18 protein-coding genes are annotated in these 18667 nt (G+C 69.9%); 8 read left to right on the top strand and 10 right to left on the bottom strand.

What is annotated here, in order from left to right:
* Window positions 1-20: 20 nt before the first annotated feature.
* From AB0H32_RS12310 to AB0H32_RS12300, 3 genes are all read right to left on the bottom strand, one after another.
* Window positions 21-650 carry an FMN reductase gene (locus tag AB0H32_RS12310; protein ID WP_361118356.1) on the bottom strand — a complete coding sequence of 210 codons (630 nt, stop codon included), beginning with the start codon at window positions 648-650 and terminating at the stop codon, window positions 21-23.
* The gene (locus AB0H32_RS12305; RefSeq protein ID WP_361118353.1) at window positions 647-1732 is read right to left on the bottom strand and encodes an LLM class flavin-dependent oxidoreductase; all 1086 of its coding nucleotides are present in this window, start codon (window positions 1730-1732) and stop codon (window positions 647-649) included. Before AB0H32_RS12305 ends, AB0H32_RS12310 begins: the two co-directional genes overlap by 4 nt.
* 90 nt (window positions 1733-1822) lie before the next feature.
* The gene (locus AB0H32_RS12300; protein ID WP_361118350.1) at window positions 1823-2713 is read right to left on the bottom strand and encodes an NADP-dependent oxidoreductase; all 891 of its coding nucleotides are present in this window, start codon (window positions 2711-2713) and stop codon (window positions 1823-1825) included.
* Between the two features lie 134 nt (window positions 2714-2847).
* Here AB0H32_RS12300 and AB0H32_RS12295 point away from each other — a divergent pair, with 134 nt between their 5' ends.
* Window positions 2848-3261 (top strand): helix-turn-helix domain-containing protein, encoded by a 414-nt coding sequence (locus AB0H32_RS12295; protein ID WP_361118348.1) that lies wholly within the window; start codon window positions 2848-2850, stop codon window positions 3259-3261.
* 88 nt (window positions 3262-3349) lie between these two features.
* Here AB0H32_RS12295 and AB0H32_RS12290 read toward each other — a convergent pair whose 3' ends face one another.
* Both AB0H32_RS12290 and AB0H32_RS12285 read right to left on the bottom strand, forming a co-directional pair.
* On the bottom strand, window positions 3350-3829 hold the full coding sequence (locus tag AB0H32_RS12290) for a MarR family winged helix-turn-helix transcriptional regulator (RefSeq protein ID WP_361118346.1): 480 nt from the start codon (window positions 3827-3829) through the stop codon (window positions 3350-3352).
* Window positions 3830-3883: 54 nt separating this feature from the next.
* Window positions 3884-4354, bottom strand: coding sequence for a hypothetical protein (locus AB0H32_RS12285; protein ID WP_361118345.1), 471 nt, complete (start codon window positions 4352-4354; stop codon window positions 3884-3886).
* Window positions 4355-4505: 151 nt separating this feature from the next.
* Here AB0H32_RS12285 and AB0H32_RS12280 point away from each other — a divergent pair, with 151 nt between their 5' ends.
* From AB0H32_RS12280 to AB0H32_RS12270, 3 genes are read left to right on the top strand one after another with little or no spacing between them, the layout of a single operon-like run.
* Entirely contained in the window at window positions 4506-4844 is a 339-nt protein-coding gene (locus tag AB0H32_RS12280; RefSeq protein ID WP_361118342.1) for a YnfA family protein, read from the top strand.
* A gap of 53 nt (window positions 4845-4897) precedes the next feature.
* The gene (locus AB0H32_RS12275) at window positions 4898-5674 is read left to right on the top strand and encodes an SDR family NAD(P)-dependent oxidoreductase (RefSeq protein ID WP_361118339.1); all 777 of its coding nucleotides are present in this window, start codon (window positions 4898-4900) and stop codon (window positions 5672-5674) included.
* Window positions 5674-5856, top strand: coding sequence for a hypothetical protein (locus AB0H32_RS12270; RefSeq protein WP_361118336.1), 183 nt, complete (start codon window positions 5674-5676; stop codon window positions 5854-5856). The genes AB0H32_RS12275 and AB0H32_RS12270 overlap by 1 nt, the downstream gene beginning before the upstream one ends.
* Before the next feature lie 12 nt (window positions 5857-5868).
* Here the strand turns inward: AB0H32_RS12270 and AB0H32_RS12265 are convergent, their stop codons facing one another.
* The gene (locus tag AB0H32_RS12265; RefSeq protein WP_361118333.1) at window positions 5869-6174 is read right to left on the bottom strand and encodes a hypothetical protein; all 306 of its coding nucleotides are present in this window, start codon (window positions 6172-6174) and stop codon (window positions 5869-5871) included.
* A gap of 161 nt (window positions 6175-6335) precedes the next feature.
* Window positions 6336-7529 carry an RtcB family protein gene (locus tag AB0H32_RS12260; protein WP_361118330.1) on the bottom strand — a complete coding sequence of 398 codons (1194 nt, stop codon included), beginning with the start codon at window positions 7527-7529 and terminating at the stop codon, window positions 6336-6338.
* 214 nt (window positions 7530-7743) lie between these two features.
* Here AB0H32_RS12260 and AB0H32_RS12255 point away from each other — a divergent pair, with 214 nt between their 5' ends.
* The 3 genes from AB0H32_RS12255 (at window position 7744) to AB0H32_RS12245 (ending at window position 11013) form a co-directional block, all read left to right on the top strand.
* On the top strand, window positions 7744-8646 hold the full coding sequence (locus AB0H32_RS12255; protein WP_361118327.1) for a DUF3558 domain-containing protein: 903 nt from the start codon (window positions 7744-7746) through the stop codon (window positions 8644-8646).
* Window positions 8647-8772: 126 nt separating this feature from the next.
* Window positions 8773-9666: a DUF3558 domain-containing protein gene (locus AB0H32_RS12250; protein ID WP_361118325.1), complete on the top strand. Its 894-nt coding sequence runs from the start codon at window positions 8773-8775 to the stop codon at window positions 9664-9666.
* 99 nt (window positions 9667-9765) lie between these two features.
* Window positions 9766-11013 carry a DUF2637 domain-containing protein gene (locus AB0H32_RS12245; protein WP_361118323.1) on the top strand — a complete coding sequence of 416 codons (1248 nt, stop codon included), beginning with the start codon at window positions 9766-9768 and terminating at the stop codon, window positions 11011-11013.
* A 90-nt stretch (window positions 11014-11103) separates the two neighbouring features.
* Here the strand turns inward: AB0H32_RS12245 and lysS are convergent, their stop codons facing one another.
* On the bottom strand, window positions 11104-12843 hold the full coding sequence (gene lysS, locus AB0H32_RS12240) for a lysine--tRNA ligase (protein ID WP_361118320.1): 1740 nt from the start codon (window positions 12841-12843) through the stop codon (window positions 11104-11106).
* Between the two features lie 209 nt (window positions 12844-13052).
* On the opposite strand from lysS, the gene argS reads away from it, so the two are divergent.
* Window positions 13053-14822: an arginine--tRNA ligase gene (gene argS / locus AB0H32_RS12235; RefSeq protein ID WP_361118317.1), complete on the top strand. Its 1770-nt coding sequence runs from the start codon at window positions 13053-13055 to the stop codon at window positions 14820-14822.
* A 120-nt stretch (window positions 14823-14942) separates the two neighbouring features.
* Here argS and AB0H32_RS12230 read toward each other — a convergent pair whose 3' ends face one another.
* A complete protein-coding gene (locus AB0H32_RS12230; RefSeq protein WP_361118314.1) occupies window positions 14943-16424 on the bottom strand; it encodes a protein kinase in 1482 nt (493 codons plus the stop codon).
* A gap of 22 nt (window positions 16425-16446) precedes the next feature.
* Window positions 16447-18348, bottom strand: coding sequence for a hypothetical protein (locus AB0H32_RS12225; protein ID WP_361118311.1), 1902 nt, complete (start codon window positions 18346-18348; stop codon window positions 16447-16449).
* Window positions 18349-18667: the final 319 nt, after the last annotated feature.

The raw sequence follows: 18667 nt of genomic DNA, 5'->3' as shown, positions 1-18667 counted from the left end.
ACTCCGGCCCTACCGTCTTCTCACCCCGCGGATCGCAGCGCGGCCAGCTGCTCCGCGAAGGGCACCACGGTGAAGTCGGCGACCTCCACGGGGGCCGGCCGGTCCTCCTCGGACGGACCCTGGTGAGCGCCCGACAGCCCTGTCATCAGAGCGGCCAGTTCACCCGCCGCCCGCTCGATCCGCTCCGGCAGCCCCTCCGCGCCCCAGTCCTCCGAGGCGGCGTAGACGCCGGTCGGTACCACCACGGCCCGCAGATGGGCGAAGAGCGGACGCAGCGCGTGCTCCAGCACCAGGGAGTGCCGGGCCGTACCGCCCGTCGCGGCGATCAGCACCGGCTTGCCCGCCGGCGCGTCCTTGTCCAGTACGTCGAAGAACGACTTGAACAGCCCGCTGTAGGACGCCGCGAACACGGGGGTGACGGCGATCAGACCGTCCGCGGCCGTCACCGCGTCCAGTGCGGCCGCCAGCTTGCGGCCCGGAAACCCGTTGGTGAAGTTGTGCGCGATCTCGACGGCGAGGTCGCGCAGCTCGACCACCTGGACGTCCACCGGCTGCGACGACCGGCCGGCCACCGCGGCGGCCAGCCGGTCGGCCAGCAGCCGGGTGGAGGACGGGACGCTCAGCCCCGCCGATACGACGACGAGCTTCATGCGGTGATCGCCTCCTTCGCGGCGAGCAGCAACTGGTGGGTGGGCGCCTCGGGCACCTCGGCCGGACGCCCGGCGGCGAACTCCTTGCGCAGCACCGGTACGACCTCCTCGCCGAGCATGTCGAGCTGCTCCAGCACGGTCTTCAGCGGCAGCCCCGCGTGGTCCATCAGGAACAGCTGGCGCTGGTAGTCACCGGCGTACTCCCTGAAGCCCAGCGTCTTCTCGATCACCTGCTGCGGGGAGCCGACCGTCAGCGGGGTCTGCTCGGTGAACTCCTCCAGCGAGGGCCCGTGCCCGTACACCGGCGCGTTGTCGAAGTAGGGCCGGAACTCACGGACGGCGTCCTGCGAGTTCTTCCGCATGAAGACCTGGCCGCCGAGCCCGACGATCGCCTGCTCCGGCGTTCCGTGCCCGTAGTGGGCGTACCGCTTCCGGTAGAACTCGACCATCCGCCTGGTGTGGTCGGCCGGCCAGAAGATGTTGTTGTGGAAGAAGCCGTCGCCGTAGTACGCGGCCTGCTCGGCGATCTCCGGGGACCGGATGGAGCCGTGCCAGACGAAGGGCGGCACGTCGTCCATCGGACGCGGCGTGGACGTGAAGCCCTGCAGCGGGGTGCGGAACTTCCCCTCCCAGTCGACGACGTCCTCGCGCCACAGCCGGTGGAGCAGGGCGTAGTTCTCGACGGCGAGGTTGATGCCCTGCCGGATGTCCTGCCCGAACCACGGGTAGACCGGCCCGGTGTTCCCGCGCCCCATCATCAGGTCCACCCGCCCGTCGGCCAGGTGCTGGAGCATCGCGTAGTCCTCCGCGATCTTCACCGGGTCGTTGGTGGTGATCAGGGTGGTCGAGGTGGAGAGGATCAGCTTCTCCGTCCTCGCCGCTATGTGGCCGAGCATCGTCGTCGGGGAGGACGGGACGAACGGCGGGTTGTGGTGCTCGCCGGTGGCGAAGACGTCGAGCCCGACCTCCTCGGCCTTGAGCGCGATGGCGACCATGGACTTGATCCGCTCTCGCTCGGTCGGCGTACGCCCCGTGGTGGGGTCCGGCGTGACGTCGCCGACCGTGAAGATCCCGAACTGCATGGTCGCTCATCCTCCAAATGGTTGACCATTCAACTACACCCCCTCCAACGGTCACCCACCCGGCGATATTCCGGCCCCCGGCGGCACCCCTCAGGGCACCAGCACCAGCCGCCCGCGCACCCCGCCCTCAGCCAGCCGCGCGTGGGCCTCGGCCGCCCGAGCCAGGGGGTAGGTCCCGGCGACCCGGAGGGTCAGCGCACCCTCGTCCACCAGCCCGACCAGCTCGGCCAGCTGCGCCCCGTCCGCGTGCACCATGACGGCCTCCGTCCGCACGTCGCGCACCGGCGCGGGCTGCCGGCCGGGCTGGGCACTGACGAACACGCCCCCGTCACGCACCCACTCCAGCGCCGGCTCGCCGAGCATCGCCGCGTCCAGCACCGCGTCCACGCTCTTCGGAACGACCCCTTCGGCCGCGAAGTCCGCGGCCCCGAAGGACCGCACCAGCTCCTCGTCACCGGCCCGGGCATACCCGGTCACCGCGAGCCCCCGCCGGGCGGCCAGCTGGACGGCGAACCCGCCGACCGCACCCGCGGCACCCGTGACCAGCAGCGAGGCACCCGGCTCCAGGCCGAGCAGATCAAGAGCCTGCAGGGCGGTCAGGCCGTTCAGCGGCAGGGTGCCGGCGTGCACCGCGTCCACCGCGGCCGGCGCCTTGGCCACCCAGGCCGTGTCCACGACGACGTACTCGGCGTGCGCCCCCAGCGGGTCGGCCACCCCCGGCACCAGCGCGACCACCGCGTCGCCCACCTGCCAGGCGGCGGCAGACCCGACCGCGTCCACCGTCCCGGCGACGTCCCAGCCGAGCCCGATCGCCTCGCCCGCCCCGCCGAAGATGCCGGCCCGCAGCGCCAGGTCCACCGGGTTGACCGCACCGGCCGTCACCCTGATCCGCACCTGCCGGGCTCCCGGCTCCGGCACCGCCACGTCCACGATCTCCACGGCCTCCGGACCGCCGAACGTCTTCACCACAGCAGCACGCATGTCAACTCTCCCCGATTTCAAGGTATTTGATGAGCTTCGCGGCAGTTTCCCGGCCGCAGCACCAACCCTAGGAGAGCTACTATCTATTGGTAAGTAGTTACCTGGAAGTGCGTAGGAGACCCGGAGGAGACCCCATGGCGACCACGACCGCCGCCCAGCGACGCGAACAGGCCCGTATCGACTACGACGCCTTCCTGCGCAGCTGCCCCACCAACCAGCTGCTCGGCCGGCTCAGCGACAAATGGGTCAGCCTCGTCGTCTCCGCCCTCTACTCCGGCCCCCAGCGCTACAGCGACATCGGCCGCAGGATCGCCGGCGTCAGCCCCAAGATGCTCACCCAGACCCTGCGCACCCTGGAACGCGACGGCATCGTCGCCCGCACCGTCACCCCGTCCGTCCCGGTCCGGGTCGACTACGAACTCACCCCGCTCGGCCACAGCCTGGCCGGCCTGCTCATGGCGGTGAAGGACTGGGCGGAAAGCCACTTCGACGAGGTCCGGGCCGCCCGCGAGCACTACGACGGGGCACACCCCGACGAGAACATCTGACGCCCGCCCCGCCGAGGCCCCGTCCCGAGGCCCGGTCCCGACCTCCGGACCCGCCCCCGGGGCCGGGCCCCCCCGGGCCAGCCCCTGGCTAGACCCGGCCCTCCCGCAGCCGCGCGATCTGCTCCCCGCCGAACTCCACCGTCCGCTCCATGTGCCGCACGATCGTCGCCAGCTCGGCATCGTCCAGCTCGTCGAAGATCCGCGACCAGTCACCGGCCAGCGAGTCCCACATCCGGCCGAACTCGGCGATCTTCTCCGGCACCGTCACCACCAGCACCCGCCGCCGGTCCGCCGCATCCCGCCGCCGCACCACGTACCCGGCCCGCTCCAGCCGGTCCACCAGGCGCGTCGCCGAACCGGTCGTCAGCCCCGTCAGCTCCGCGACCCGGCCCGTGGTGACCGGCCCATCCTCCAGCGTGAGCAGATTCAGGCACTGCAGATCCGTCGGATGCAGCCCGATCCGGTCGGCGACCGCCTGGTTGAACAGGGCGTACGAGGCCATGTACCGCCGGGACACCACGGACAGCTCCACCAGCAGCCCGGACCGCCCGGTCCCCTCACCGGCCATGCCGCACTCCCCTTCGTCTGCGTGGTGCAGAGATCGTACGACGGCCCCGGCACCTCAGAACGCGTACGCGTCCCCCGTGCCCAGGACCAGCACCTTCAGCTGATCGTTCGTACGGTCCCGGTCCACCACACCCCCGTTCCACGCGGCACCCACCTCCAGCGTCACCTCCGCCGGCTTCCCCCTCAGCCGCACCGCCACCCTGATCTGCTCCCCCGCCCGGTCCACGGGCAGCGCCCCCGTACCGCACACCACCGTCCGCTCGTCCGACCGCGCACACCCCCCGGGCAACCGCTGCGCCTCGGCCAGCGGCACCGACCAGCGCAGCAGCACACTCGCGTCCGGCACGGCCGAAGGACCGTTGTTGCCCGGCGTGAGCCGCACCTCCACCTGGTCCCCCTTCATGGCGGCACTCCCGTGGAAGACCAGATCGGCCTCGGGCGCCGCGACGGCCCCAGCCGGCCCCACCGCTCCCGCGGCCACCACCACGGCACCGCACACACCCGACGCCCACCGTCTCATCCGCATGCCACTCACCTCACCAATCGTCTCGTACGCCGTACATCCCTGCGCCATGCCGCACCTCCCCTCCGGCATGCCGTACGGATGTATGCCACGCGGACCGGCCGCCAGGCGCCCTCCAACAGGTGACACCACACCCGCATGCCAAGCTGCCGCCATGGTGATCCTCCGCTCCGCCGCCCTGTTCGTCGTCGCCGCGCTCTTCGAGATCGGCGGCGCCTGGCTGATCTGGCAGGGCGTACGCGAGCACCGCGGCTGGCTGTGGATCACCGGCGGAGTGCTCGCCCTCGGCGCCTACGGCTTCGTCGCCACCTTCCAGCCGGACGCCCACTTCGGCCGCATCCTCGCCGCCTACGGCGGAATCTTCGTCGCCGGCTCGATCCTGTGGGGCGTCGTCGCCGACGGCTACCGCCCCGACCGCTGGGACATCACCGGCGCCCTGATCTGCCTCGCCGGCATGGCCGTGATCATGTGGGCGCCGCGAAACGGCAGCTGAGGCTCGCCTAGGCTGGACGCAGCGCCGACCCCTCTACTCCCCTGGAGCAGCCCATGGCCCCCGCCGCCCCGTCCGCCGCCTCCCCCATTGCCGTCGTCACGGGTGCGAGCAGCGGCATCGGTGCCGCCACGGCCCGGCAGCTCGCCACCGCCGGCTACCGCGTCGTCCTCACCGCCCGCCGCAAGGACCGCATCGAGGCCCTGGCCGAGGAACTGACCACCGCGGGCCACTCGGCGACGGCCTACCAGCTGGACGTCACGGACCGCGCGGCCGTCGACGAGTTCGCCACGGCCTTCAAGAGCGTCGGCGTCCTCGTCAACAACGCCGGCGGAGCCCTCGGCGCCGACACGGTGGCCACCGGCGACCCCGCCGACTGGCGCACGATGTACGAGACGAACGTCCTCGGCACCCTCAACGTCACCCAGGCCCTGCTGCCGAAGCTGGAGGCGAGCGGCGACGGCGTGGTGGTCGTGGTCTCCTCCACGGCCGGCCACGGCACCTACGAGGGCGGCGGGGGCTACGTCGCCGCCAAGCACGGCGCCCACGTCCTCGCCGAGACCCTCCGCCTGGAGATCGTCGGCCGGCCGGTCCGCGTCATCGAGATCGCCCCCGGCATGGTCAGGACCGAGGAATTCGCCCTCACCCGCTTCGGCGGCGACTCGGACAAGGCCGCGAAGGTCTATCAGGGCGTGGCCGAGCCCCTCACCGCCGACGACGTGGCCGAGACCATCACCTGGGCGGTCACCCGCCCCAGCCACGTCAACGTCGACCTTCTGGTCCTGCGCCCGCGTGCCCAGGCCTCCAACACGAAGGTCCACAGGGAGCTGTGATGCCCGCCGAGGACCCGGCTGCGGAGTCCGCCGCGGCCCCCGCCACGGACTCCGCGGAAAAACGCCGCCTCGCCCAGGAGACGAAGAACGAACGCCAGGTCTGGTACTTCCTCGCCTACTTCCTCTTCGGCATCCACTTCGTGGCGTTCGTGATGATCTACGCGGTACGCCACGCGAAGTGAGCCACGGGTCCGTCAGCGCACCCGGCACCCGGGATCCTCGACGACGGCATGTGCGGGAATGATCTTCACGTCGTCCTCGTCCTCCTGCCGGAAGAACTTCGTGGTGACACAACCCCGCCGGCCGTCCCCCACGCACTTGGTGGCCAGGTTCCCGAACCCGTCGGGGAAGTTGTAGACCTCGGCCGGGGTGTCGTCCCCCGCCCGCCCCCGCACCGGGCGTCCCCCCTTGCCCCGCTGGTCGTTGTAACCGTCGGAGCACCCCGCGACCAGACTCCCCGCGACCACCAGCAGACCGGCGGCCCCTGTCCCCGCATGCATCCGTGTGCGCTTCATCAACTGACCCCCCACGACGTCGGGTTGATGACCAGGGAGACAGCACGACAAGCCGGTCCGGTTCCGGTCGCTCACACTCGGCGCCGCACGACAGCAGCGTCGAGGCGCACGGGGCGAGGCTCCCCGAATTCGGGAGCCTCGCCCGTTCAGCCCTTCACGCAGACGACCTGCTTCAGCTTCGCCACGACCTCCACGAGGTCCCGCTGCTGGTCGATGACCTGATCGATCGACTTGTAGGCGCCCGGGATCTCGTCGACGACACCGGAGTCCTTGCGGCACTCCACGCCCCGCGTCTGATCCTCCAGGTCCTTCGTCGAGAAGCGCCGCTTGGCCGCGTTGCGGCTCATGCGGCGACCCGCGCCGTGCGAGGCCGAGTTGAAGGACTTCTCGTTGCCGAGGCCCTTCACGATGTACGACCCCGTGCCCATCGAGCCCGGGATGATCCCGTACTCGCCGGAGCCGGCCCGGATCGCGCCCTTGCGGGTCACGAGCAGGTCCATGCCTTCGTACCGCTCGCGGCTCACGTAGTTGTGGTGGCAGCTCACCTCGGACTCGAAGGTCACCTTGGCCTTCTTGAACTCCTTGCGGACGACGTCCTTGAGGAGTGCCATCATGATCGACCGGTTGTACTTCGCGTATTCCTGAGCCCAGTAGAGGTCGTGCTCATACGCCGCCATCTGCGGGGTGTCGGAGACGAACACGGCGAGATCACGGTCGACCAGGCCCTGGTTGTGCGGGAGCTTCTGTGCAACACCGATGTGGTGCTCGGCGAGTTCCTTGCCGATGTTGCGGGATCCGGAGTGGAGCATGAGCCACACCGATCCAGCCATATCCACGCAAATCTCTATGAAATGATTACCCCCGCCGAGGGTTCCCATTTGCGCAGTGGCCCGCCCCTGCCGGAACTTCACCGCCTCCGCAACCCCGTCGAACCGCCCCCAGAAGTCCGCCCACCCAGCGGTGGCCAACCCATGGAAGAGCCCGGGCTCCACGGGATCCTCGTGCATCCCCCGCCCCACCGGAATGGCCTGCTCGATCTTCGAGCGCAGTCGCGACAGGTCCCCCGGGAGATCGTTCGCCGTCAGGGACGTCTTCACCGCCGACATCCCGCAGCCGATGTCGACACCCACCGCGGCGGGGCACACGGCCCCCTTCATGGCGATGACCGACCCGACCGTCGCGCCCTTGCCGTAGTGCACGTCCGGCATCACGGCCAGGCCCTTGATCCAGGGCAGGGTCGCGACGTTCTGGAGCTGGCGCAGGGCCACGTCCTCGACCGTCGCGGGGTCGGTCCACATCCGGATCGGGACCTTCGCGCCCGGCATCTCTACGTACGACATGTCTTCCTCATTCCCCCGACAGAAACAACAAAAGGCTTAGAAGCAGCAAAACGCAAAATAGGCGCCAAGGTCTACGAAAGGGACAAGGGACCGGCGTCCACGGCAGTGCGTGCGATACACATTGTCTCCAGGGCGCGCCCCGCTGCAGCAAGCGAATAACCAGCGGGGACACTGGAGCACCGAGCGAGCACACACCGTCGAGAGGAGCCGAACCGTGCAGCGGAAGGCGTATGTGACCAGCACCGCCGCCCTCCTCGCGGCGCTGCTCGCCGGCTGCACGAGCGGGTCGGGCGACGACAGCTCGACGGACAACGCCAACCCGGGCGACGCGGGTACGGCGACGGTGGCGGCCCAGCCGGGCAAGTACCGCAGCCTCCCCGAGCCCTGCGGTGCGGCCGACCACAGCACCCTCGACTCCTTGCTGCCCGGTATCAAGCAGATCGCGGATCCGGTGCAGCGTGACAAGGCCTACCAGGGCGACGCGACGCTCACGTACAACACCGAGCGCAAGGTGGGCTGCCACTGGAAGGTGGAGTCCCCCGACGCCACCGACCGTCTCTCGGTCGACTTCGAGCGCGTGGTGTCGTACGACAACACGGTCAGCGACGACGACCAGGCGAAGAAGCTGTTCCAGGAGCTGGAGACGGCTGCCGATCTGCCCGAGCCGAGCGCCTCGACCGGGACGCCCACGCCCACCGCCACGGCCTCGGCGGGCGGCACGGCGTCCGCCTCCTCCGCGGCCGGTCCGTCGGGCACGCCCTCGGGCTCCCCGTCCGGTTCCCCCAGCGGATCTCCCAGTGGTTCTCCCAGCGGGTCCCCCTCCGGATCCGCTTCCGGCCCCTCCTCCGACCCTTCCTCGGGTGCGCCCCCGGCCGATCTCCAGCCCCGCGTTCTGACCGATCTCGGCGACGAGGCGTATCTGGACGATCAGCTCGACAGCGCCGGTTCGACGGCCGAACAGCGGACGGTGACTGTGGTGTTCCGCACGTCGAACGTCATCGTCACCATCGCGTACGAGGAGCAGCCGATGGCCACGGGAACGGAGCCGGACAGCAAGGAAATGCAGGACAGGGCCCGTGATCTGGCCTCGCAGCTGGACGACGCGCTCAACGGCTGACAGCCGTCGGGGTCCCCCGGGCCGCCGCCTTCAAAGCGTGTGAACGGAGACCGCACAGCTCCTTCACCGCGTACGGTGGCCCCGCAGGAACCCGCACGAACACCGAGCGTCACGAGTGAAGGAACCATGCAGCGAGCAGCCCAGCGAGACGACCGTGCCCACCGTGATCAGCGAGCCAAGCGCCTGAGCCGCGCCCTTGTCTGCGCGGCAGCCGTTCCCGCGGTCCTGATCACCGCCGCCTGCTCCTCGGACAGCGGTGACTCCAAGGACAAGGGCGGCGCGAGCGCCCAGCAGACCACCGGCGGCGGTTCGTCGCAGCAGCCCTCGTCCGGCGCTTCGCCGAGCGTCCAGGCGGCCGTGTACCAGTCGCTTCCCGAGCCGTGCACGGTGGTGTCGAAGAAGACCCTGACCGATCTGGTGCCCAAGGACACGTCGGGCAAGGAGGGCAGCTCCGACGACGTCAAGACCCGTGGGTCCTGCTCCTGGAGCAGCCTGGACAACAACGGTGTCAAGGGCTCCCAGTTCCGCTGGCTGAACGTCTCCCTGCTGCGTTTCGACTCGGATGCGGGGCGCGGCTCGGGCAACGAGCAGGCGCACGCGTACTACACGCAGCAGGTCAAGGACGCACAGACCGTGTCCGGTGCGAAGAACGCCAAGTCGGAGCCGGTCGCGGGTACGGGTGACGAGGCGACGGCGGTGCACTACGACCTGAAGAAGAAGGAGGGCGCCTTCAAGCAGCAGACGGTGGTGACCCGGGTCGAGAACGTCGTGATCACGCTCGACTACAACGGTGCCGGTCTCGCGGGCGAGAAGACGCCGAGCGCCGATGATCTGACCAAGGCTGCGGAGAAGGCCGTCAAGGAGGCGGTCGCGGCCGTCGCGGCCGGCAACGGCAAGGGTTCCGGGGCCGGTTCGTCCTCGTCGGGGAAGGCTTCTCCGTCGCAGTCGGCATCGAAGTCCGCGTCGAAGTCCGCCTCTCCGAGCCCGTCTGCGTCGAAGTCGGCCGCCAAGAAGAACTGACCGGTCTCACGTCCGCCGCACGCGTATGCCACTCTGTTGCGCGCAACAACACGCAAGGGGAGGGGAGTACGAGTGGCCGCGCCACTGCAGCTGACTCGGATGCACCGCATACTCATCGGCGTGGTCGTGTCCGGCGCGTTGATCATCGCCGGCATCGGCTTCGCCGGTTCCTACGCGGCCGTCCGTGAGCTGGCCATCAAGAAGGGCTTCGGGAACTTCTCCTATGTGTTCCCGGTCGGCATCGACGCAGGTATCTGTGTTCTCCTCGCCCTGGACCTGCTCCTGACCTGGATCCGGATCCCGTTCCCGCTGCTGCGCCAGACGGCCTGGCTCCTGACGGCGGCGACGATCGCCTTCAACGGGGCGGCCGCCTGGCCGGACCCGCTGGGTGTGGGCATGCACGCGGTGATCCCGATCCTGTTCGTGGTCGCCGTCGAGGCGGCCCGGCACGCCATCGGCCGTATCGCCGACATCACGGCGGACAAGCACATGGAGGGGGTCCGCCTCACCCGCTGGCTCCTCTCCCCGGTCCCGACCTTCCTCCTGTGGCGTCGTATGAAGCTGTGGGAGCTGCGTTCGTACGACCAGGTGATCAAGCTGGAGCAGGAACGTCTTGTCTACCAGGCGAGACTGCGTTCCCGCTTCGGCCGGGGCTGGCGCCGCAAGGCTCCGGTGGAGTCCCTGATGCCGCTGCGGCTGGCCCGCTACGGCGTCCCTCTGGCCGAGACGGCCCCGGCGGGGCTGGCGGCGGCGGGCATCGAGCCGACCGTGCTGCCGGCCGTGGACCTGGTGGCCGCGGGCAGTCGTGCCGTCGCGGCGGCGCCCGTCCCGCAGGGAGGTGCGCCGTCCGGCGCGCAGCGCCCCCTGCTGCCCGGCCAGCGCACCGGGTCTGCGGAGAACATCCAGGACCCGGAGGAGAGTCCCTGGTTCCAGACTCCCCGCGAGGTCGAGTACCAGGGCGGCTACGACCCGGCCTTCGACCCGGGCCCGGAGCCCCTGTACGTGCCCGAGGAGCAGTACGAGGACTGGTACGAGGAGCAGCCTCCGGAGCAGTTCCAGCAGCCCTCCCCGTCGGAGGAGACCGGCAGCTTCCCCATCCCGGTGGGCCCGAACCGCACCCGGGAGCTGGGCGAGGGCGGCGGGACGCCTCCCGTGGAGCCGGACGAGGAGGCCTACTACCAGGTCTTCCGTCAGTCGATCGACGGCAGCTACCCGACCGCCGGCCAGTTCCGGGGCGACGTGGAGGCGACGTACGGGACCTCGCTGCCACAGCGTGAGGCCGAGCGCATGGTCAACCGCTTCACCAACCGCCACACGGCGGAGCTGCAGGAAGACCACATCGCCTAGCGAAGAAGGACCACGCGCCGGCGAAGACGGACGGCACGAGAAAGGGCCCTCTGCCGAGGGCCCTTTTCCGTTACCGCTCTGTCCTGCCGGTCACTCCCCGAGCAGCTTGCGCACCCGCTCCTGGCCGACGGCGAGCAGCAGCGTGGGCAGCCGCGGCCCGGTGTCCCGCCCGACGAGCAGGTGGTACAGCAGGGCGAAGAAGGTCCGCTGGGCCGTCTTGATCTCCGGCGGGAGTTCCTTCGGTGTCGCGTCGGCCGGGAATCCGGCCTGGACCTTGGGCACGCCGTACACGAGGTGGGTCAGCCCGTCGAGGGACCAGTGCTCGGCGAGTCCGTCGAGCAGCAGGCGTACGGACTGCTGGGACGCCTCGTCGAGGGACTTCAGCAGTTCGGCGTCGGGCTCGTCGCGGACGATGGTGCGCTGGTCGGCGGGGACGTGGGTGTTGATCCAGGCCTCGGCCTTGTCGTACCGGGGCCGTGCCTCCTCCAGGGTGGCCAGCGGCTGCTCCGGGTCGAGCTCGGAGAGGATGCGCAGCGCCTGGTCCTCGTGCCCGGCGGTGATGTCGGCGACGGAGGCGAGCGTGCGGTACGGCAGCGGGCGCTGCGTCTTGGCCAGCTCGCCGGCGGCGGTGCCGACGGCCCGGCTGTGGGCGGCGACGTCGGCCGGGAGGGCGGATCCGTCGGCGACCTTGCCCGCGAGCTTGTCCCACTCGTCGTAGAGCCGCTGGATCTCCTGGTCGAAGGCGATCTTGAAGGACTGGTTGGGCCTGCGGCGGGCGTAGAGCCAGCGCAGGATCTGCGGCTCCATGATCTTCAGCGCGTCGGCGGGGGTGGGCACGCCGCCGCGGGAGGACGACATCTTGGCCATGCCGGAGATGCCGACGAAGGCGTACATCGGGCCGATGGGCTGCTTGCCGCCGAAGATCCCGACGATCTGCCCGCCGACCTGGAAGCTGGAGCCCGGGGAGGAGTGGTCGACGCCGCTGGGCTCGAAGATGACGCCCTCGAAGGCCCAGCGCATCGGCCAGTCGACCTTCCAGACCAGCTTGCCGCGGTTGAACTCGCTGAGCCGGACGGTCTCGGAGAGGCCGCAGGCGGTGCAGGTGTAGGACAGCTCGGTGGTGTCGTCGTCGTAGGAGGTGACGGTCGTCAGGTCCTTCTCGCAGCTGCCGCAGTACGGCTTGTACGGGAAGTACCCGGCGGAGCCGGAGCTGCCGTCGTCCTCGGCCGCGGCGCCCGAGCCCTCCTCGGCCTCCAGCTCGGCCTCGTCGACGGCCTTCTGCTGGGGCTTCTTGGCCTTCGGCTTGGTCCGGTACTGGGCGAGGATCGCGTCGATGTCGCCGCGGTGCTTCATGGCGTGCAGGATCTGCTCGCGGTAGACACCGGAGGTGTACTGCGCGGTCTGGCTGATGCCGTCGAACTCCACGCCCAGCTCGGCCAGCGACTCGGTCATCGCGGCCTTGAAGTGCTCGGCCCAGTTCGGGTGGGCGGAGCCCTTGGGGGCAGGGACGGAGGTCAGCGGCTTGCCGATGTGCTCGGCCCAGGAGTCGTCGACGCCGGCGATTCCGGCCGGGACCTTGCGGTAGCGGTCGTAGTCGTCCCAGGAGATCAGGTGGCGGACCTGGTGCCCGCGGCGGCGGATCTCGTCGGCGACCAGGTGCGGGGTCATGACCTCGCGCAGGTTGCCCAGGTGGATGGGTCCGGAGGGGGAGAGGCCGGACGCGACGACGACCGGTTTGCCCGGGGCGCGGCGCTCCGATTCCTCGATGACCTCGTCCGCGAAACGGGAGACCCAGTCGGTCGTCTCGGTGCTCTGAGCCACGATCGGCACGTCCTTCTTTCTCCTCGGGCAGCCGGTACGGGCACACGGCTGACCGCTCCATTGTCCCAGGTGGGGACACAACCACGAAAACGCCTTTTCACCGCGTTGGACGGGCTGTCCGGGCCCGGCGTTCAGTCACCGAGCGGAAAATTCGCTTTACCCCCCGTGGGATACTGGCGGGGACTATCCGCCCCACGAGGAGAACGGCACCCCTTCCTATGGCCTCGGTCACGTCCCTCAGCGATTCCGTCCAGCAGCAGCTCGCATCCGCCCTCTCGGCCACCCTGCCGGAGGCAGCCGGTGCGGACCCGCTGCTGCGACGAAGCGACCGGGCCGATTTCCAGGCCAACGGGATCCTGGCGCTCGCCAAGAGGGCGAAGGCGAACCCGCGGGAGCTGGCCGAGCAGGTCGTCTCCCAGGTGGTGGCCGGTGACGTGATCAAGGATGTCGAGGTCTCCGGACCCGGCTTCCTGAACATCACGATCGCGGACAGCGCGATCACCGAGAACCTGGCCGCGCGGTACGCGGACGACACGGGTCGTCTCGGGGTGCCGTACGCGGCGCACCCGGGCACGACGGTGATCGACTACGCGCAGCCGAACGTGGCCAAGGAGATGCACGTGGGCCACCTGCGCTCCGCGGTCATCGGCGACTCGGTCGTCCAGCTCCTGGAGTTCACGGGCGAGAACGTGGTCCGGCGTCACCACATCGGCGACTGGGGAACCCAGTTCGGCATGCTCATCCAGTACCTGGACGAGCACCCTCACGAGCTGGACCACAAGGAGGCCCGGGTCACCGGTGAGGAGGCGATGTCGAACCTCGACCGCCTCTACAAGACCGCGCGGAAGCTGTTCGACTCCGACGAGGAGTTCAAGACGCGCGCCCGGCGCCGGGTGGTGGACCTCCAGGCGGGTGACCCGCACACGCTGGCCACGTGGCAGAAGTTCGTGGACGAGTCGAAGATCTACTTCTTCTCCGTCTTCGAGAAGCTGGACATGGAGGTCCGGGACCCCGACATCGTCGGCGAGTCGGGCTACAACGACATGCTGGCCGAGACCTGCCGTCTGCTGGAGGAGTCGGGCGTCGCCGTCCGCTCCGACGGCGCCCTCTGCGTCTTCTTCGACGACATCAAGGGCCCGGAAGGCAATCCGGTCCCGCTGATCGTGCAGAAGTCGGACGGTGGCTACGGCTATGCGGCGACCGACCTCTCGGCGATCCGCGACCGTGTCTTCAACCTGAAGGCGAACACCCTGCTGTACGTGGTGGACGCCCGCCAGGCGCTGCACTTCAGGATGGTCTTCGAGACCGCTCGCCGGGCCGGCTGGCTGAACGACGACGTGACGGCGTTCCAGCTGGCGTTCGGCACGGTCCTCGGCAAGGACGGCAAGCCGTTCAAGACGCGTGAGGGCGAGACGGTCAAGCTGGAGGACCTTCTGGACGAGGCCGTGGACCGTGCCACGGCGGTGGTCCGGGAGAAGGCCGAGAAGGTGGGCCTGACGGAGCAGGAGATCGCCGAGAACGGCCGCTACGTCGGCGTCGGTGCGGTCAAGTACGCGGACCTGTCCACCTCCGCCGTCCGGGACTACAAGTTCGACCTGGACCAGATGGTCTCGCTGAACGGCGACACGTCCGTCTATCTCCAGTACGCCTACGCCCGCATCCAGTCCATCCTCCGCAAGGCCGGCGAGGCCCGTCCCGCCGCGCACCCGGCGCTGGAGCTGGCCCCGGCGGAGCGCGCGCTGGGCCTGCATCTGGACCGGTTCGCCGAGACGGTCCTGGAGGTCGCGGCGGCCTACGAGCCGCACAAGCTGGCCGCTTACCTGTACCAGCTGGCGACTCTTCTGACGTCCTTCTACGACCAGTGCCCGGTCCTGAAGGCCGAGACGCCGGGGCAGGTGGAGAACCGTCTGTTCCTGGTGGACCTCACGGCCCGCACCCTGCACCAGGGCATGGCCCTGCTGGGCATCAGGACGCCGGAGAAGCTCTGACCGGTTCGTGATCAGGGCTGGGGGGCTCCCGCGAGACAGACTCCGGGAGCTCTTCCAGCGCCCCGATGCCGGCGTCGTACCACAGCAGCCCACCGGGCTCGGTGACCCCGCTGTCGGCACCTACATGATGTGGTCTTCCTGCAGCTCCGCCGTGTGGCGGTTGGCGAAGCGGTTGACCATGCGCTCGGCCTCGCGCTGTGGGAGCGTGATGCCGTAGATCGCCTCCACATCGCCGCGGAACTGGCCGGCGGTCGGGTAGCTGCCGTCTATCGACTGCCTGAAGACCCGGTAGAAGGCCTCCTCGGACTGCTGGGCCTCCCTCACGAACAGCTGCGCGGTGATCTTCTCGATCTGGGCATTGATGTCCTCGCGGCGCCGGGCGAGGATCTGCAGTTCACGCTTGCGCTCCTCGACGTTGCGTTGGGCCTCGCGCAACGCCTCGCCCTTGGCCTGCGCCGCGGCGAGCTGCTCCTCGGCAGCCTTGATCAGCGCGTCGCGGCGCTCGTCGGCCGACTTCAGTATCTCGGCGGCATCACGGCGGGCGTGGGCGAGCAGCTCGTCCGCATCCGCGCGGGCCTTCTCGACCAGGGAGTTGCTCTCGGCGAGCGCGTCGGCGTGCAGTCGCTCGGCCTCCGCCCTGTTCCGCTCCGTCCGCCGGAACAGCTCCCACGCCCGCTTCAGGATCTGGCCCGACACCGAGTGCCTGTGCCCCAGTTGCGAGATGTCCACGATGTTCCCACCGGGCTCCATCACCGCGTGATCGACGAGGAGGGTACTGAGGGTCTCGTAGACGGCCGCCGCGTCCGCGGGACGGTCTTCCGGGCGTTTGGCGAGCAGATGCAGGATGAGGTCGTTCAGGACAGCGGGAAGTCCTTCGACGATCTCCGCCGGAGCGGTCGCGGTGTCCTCCATCTGCATCCGGAGCACTGCCCACTGGACGTTGCTGGTGAAGGGTGGTCTACCGGTCACCGCATGGTAGAGAAGACAGCCCAGGGAGTAGAGATCGCTGCGGTGGTCGACCTCTCGGGCGCCCTCGGCCTGCTCCGGAGACATGTACAGCGGGGAGCCGAGCGGAGCACCTGTGACGGTGAGTTCCCGGGCCCCGATGGTCTCCCCCATGAACTTCGCGACCCCGAAGTCGAGGACCTTCACCACGCCGTCCGCCGTGAGCAGGGCGTTGGCGGGCTTGATGTCCCGGTGGACCACGCCCTGACGGTGCGCGGCATGCAGCGCCTCCGCCATCTGCACGGCCCACCCCACGGCAAGCGGCCAACCCGGTATCGACTCCTTGAGCCGTCGGTGCAGGGACACGCCCTGAACCAGCTCCATGACGAGGAACAGGGTGGGACGCCCGTTGACCGACGCCTCACCCCAGTCGTGCACGGTGACGATGTTCTGATGGGCCAGCCGCCCCGCCAGCTGCACCTCACGCCGGAACCGGGCCTGCGTCTCCGTCTCCTGCGCCCCGAACGTCCCGTGGACGAGCTTGACGGCGACGTCCCGCCCCATCCGCTCGTCCTCGGCGGCCCACACCTCGCCCATGCCGCCCGCGCCGAGCCGTGCTCCGATCCGGAACCGCTCGGCAAGCAGTTCTCCCTGCATCTGCGCCCTCTCCCAGGCCGTCTCAGAGGGACGAGTTGTGTGTGCTGCCGAACGAGCCGCCCGCCAGCCTGCGCAGCCGGCGGGCCTCCTCCCCCAGGCGGTGCGCGACCTCCTGCGCGCCGTCCGTGAGGCCGCTGGCCGCCACCTGTGCGGACAGCAGGGTGAAGTAGTGGGCGGTGGCGAGGAGTTGGTCGTCGCGGTCCGGAACCGGTCCGGGACCGGGCGGGTGCCCGTTGACGTCGTCCAGGACGCGGTTGATCTCCCTGTCGATCTCGTCCCGGGCGGCGTGGGTGAGTGCCACGGACCGCCCGGTCTGGGCCAGGACGGAATGGCAGGAGCGGACGAGCTCGCGCAGCAGCCGGTCGTCCCGGTTCGGGTAGCTGACCGCGGCGGAACCGAAGAAGTTGCCCTGGACCAGGCGGTCGACCGTGACGGCGGGCTCGTAGCGGCGCAGGTCGATCGCGCTGCGTGCGCCGAGTGCCGCCCGGAAGCAGGGGTGGATGTGGAACTCGGTCTCGTGCGGCTGCACGGGCAGGTAGTGGCCTCCGGCGAACACCACGTCGTTGCCGCGCCGCACGCCGAGGAAGCCCACGTCGTAGAGGACGTCGATGATGCCGGAGAGGGTCAGCGCGTCGGCGTAGGAGGGGAATTGCCGGTGCAGGGTGTCCTCGGCGGCCTCGAAACGGCTGTGGAGGGCCGCGCGGGAGACGACGTAGCCCTGGTTCTGGAAGAGCGGGAACAGGTTCTCCAGGAAGGGGTGGGTGACCAGGTACTCCAGGGACAGATCCTTCAGTTTCCACGCGGAGAACTGGAACTCCGCCTCCAGGACGTCCTGCTCGGTGATCAGGTCCCGGCCGCGGTTCACGGCCGTGTCCTGGCAGAGATTGAGGAACTGGATGACGTCCCGGGGCCGGGGCAGGCAGCGACGGAAGACGTAGTCCGGCGTCGCCTCGCCCGCCACGGCCGGCGGGAAGACCTCCTGCCACAGCTGGTCGGCGGTCAGCTCCACGCCGGTGGCGGCCCGTGCCCGGGCCAGCGCGAGATCGCGCAGCGCCTCCTCGGTCCAGGCGATCCGCAGTTCGTCCCCGTGGAACTTGTCGCCCTCGCCGAACGACAGCGAGTCGTAGATGTCCGCCCGCAGGAACAGCAGGAACCGCACCGACCGCCCGTAGCGGCTCGCGGCGTGCTTGGCCGCCAGCAGCAGTCCGATGACCATCGCGTTGCTGTCCGGCTCGGCCGACCACACCAGCTCCAGCTGGTCGACCATGAGGAGCAGCGGCTCGTGCGCCGTGTCGCACCCGAGGTCGGCGAAGGCCTGCGCCACGCCCCGCTCGACGACCTCCAACTGGCGCTGTGCCCGCGCCCCTTCCGACGGCGCCTGGCCGAGATCGAGTCCCGCCTTGATCCCGAACGCCTCCAGGGACAGGGAGGTCTGCAGCCCCTTGGCCCCCTTCGCCAGCCGCTCCGCCAGCCCCTCGCCGTCCAGTTCGCCGTTCTGTTTGAGGAACCGCAGGAGCGCCTTCACCGAGTCGGGCCTGCGCCCGTGCGCGTCCTTCGCGTGTGCGGCCAGATGCCGGGCGGCGTGCACGGCGAACACGTACCGCCAGATCAGCGCCTTCGCCGAGTCGCCCGGCAGCCCCTGTAACTCGAACCGCCGGATCTCCTCGCCGGCCGTCTCGTCCGGCGTGACCAGCGCTTTTCCGGCGAGTGCCGCGCCGTCCGCCATCAACTGCATGCAGATGGCGCTCTTCCCCGACCCCTTGCGGCCGATGATCAGCATCTTCCGCCCACGCACCGCCGCGTTGTAGGCCGCGGTGGGCAGAAAACCGCCGCGCAGCAGCAGCCCGTACCCGTCGTCGGTCACATCCCGCTCGGCATCCTCACGCCCGAAGTGCACACGCGCAAGCAGAGGCTCGTCGGCCATCCCGCCCCCCAAGAAGTCGCCGTCGTCCTGGAGACACGGTAGCGAGCAGAACGGCCCAACAGACCAAGAACTCGCACCACAGGAGTTTCCCGGGGCACGTTCTCCGCCGTCCTGCCGTCCGGCGGGGGGAACTCAACGGGCTTTGCCGTCACTCATGGCCGTCGAGGAGTTCCCGGGTGCGACGCAGCAGGGCTGTCTGCCGGTGGTTCGTGGGTGGCCGCCACGACGTGCTCCCCGGCAGCGGCCTTGCCGTTCCAGCCGTTGGTCAGGTCGATCGAGCGGGGATCCACCTGACCTGGGATCAGCAGGAAACCAGATG

The sequence above is a fragment of the Streptomyces sp. NPDC020362 genome (assembly GCF_040642095.1).
In the GTDB taxonomy this organism is placed as follows: domain Bacteria; phylum Actinomycetota; class Actinomycetes; order Streptomycetales; family Streptomycetaceae; genus Streptomyces.
Note: the sequence above shows the minus strand (reverse complement) of the source record. Positions and strands in the feature narration are given on the sequence as shown.

What these genes read in the sequence shown, in the direction of transcription:
- AB0H32_RS12245 (WP_361118323.1), top strand. Translation starts at nt 9,766, where the DNA reads ATGCACCGCATACTCATCGGCGTGGTCGTGTCCGGCGCGTTGATCATC.
- AB0H32_RS12295 (WP_361118348.1), top strand. Translation starts at nt 2,848, where the DNA reads ATGGCGACCACGACCGCCGCCCAGCGACGCGAACAGGCCCGTATCGAC.
- AB0H32_RS12270 (WP_361118336.1), top strand. Translation starts at nt 5,674, where the DNA reads ATGCCCGCCGAGGACCCGGCTGCGGAGTCCGCCGCGGCCCCCGCCACG.
- AB0H32_RS12310 (WP_361118356.1), bottom strand. Translation starts at nt 650, where the DNA reads ATGAAGCTCGTCGTCGTATCGGCGGGGCTGAGCGTCCCGTCCTCCACC.
- AB0H32_RS12275 (WP_361118339.1), top strand. Translation starts at nt 4,898, where the DNA reads ATGGCCCCCGCCGCCCCGTCCGCCGCCTCCCCCATTGCCGTCGTCACG.
- AB0H32_RS12285 (WP_361118345.1), bottom strand. Translation starts at nt 4,354, where the DNA reads ATGCGGATGAGACGGTGGGCGTCGGGTGTGTGCGGTGCCGTGGTGGTG.
- AB0H32_RS12290 (WP_361118346.1), bottom strand. Translation starts at nt 3,829, where the DNA reads ATGGCCGGTGAGGGGACCGGGCGGTCCGGGCTGCTGGTGGAGCTGTCC.
- AB0H32_RS12225 (WP_361118311.1), bottom strand. Translation starts at nt 18,348, where the DNA reads ATGGCCGACGAGCCTCTGCTTGCGCGTGTGCACTTCGGGCGTGAGGAT.
- AB0H32_RS12280 (WP_361118342.1), top strand. Translation starts at nt 4,506, where the DNA reads ATGGTGATCCTCCGCTCCGCCGCCCTGTTCGTCGTCGCCGCGCTCTTC.
- AB0H32_RS12250 (WP_361118325.1), top strand. Translation starts at nt 8,773, where the DNA reads ATGCAGCGAGCAGCCCAGCGAGACGACCGTGCCCACCGTGATCAGCGA.
- AB0H32_RS12260 (WP_361118330.1), bottom strand. Translation starts at nt 7,529, where the DNA reads ATGTCGTACGTAGAGATGCCGGGCGCGAAGGTCCCGATCCGGATGTGG.
- AB0H32_RS12230 (WP_361118314.1), bottom strand. Translation starts at nt 16,424, where the DNA reads ATGCAGGGAGAACTGCTTGCCGAGCGGTTCCGGATCGGAGCACGGCTC.
- argS (WP_361118317.1), top strand. Translation starts at nt 13,053, where the DNA reads ATGGCCTCGGTCACGTCCCTCAGCGATTCCGTCCAGCAGCAGCTCGCA.
- AB0H32_RS12305 (WP_361118353.1), bottom strand. Translation starts at nt 1,732, where the DNA reads ATGCAGTTCGGGATCTTCACGGTCGGCGACGTCACGCCGGACCCCACC.
- AB0H32_RS12300 (WP_361118350.1), bottom strand. Translation starts at nt 2,713, where the DNA reads ATGCGTGCTGCTGTGGTGAAGACGTTCGGCGGTCCGGAGGCCGTGGAG.
- AB0H32_RS12265 (WP_361118333.1), bottom strand. Translation starts at nt 6,174, where the DNA reads ATGCATGCGGGGACAGGGGCCGCCGGTCTGCTGGTGGTCGCGGGGAGT.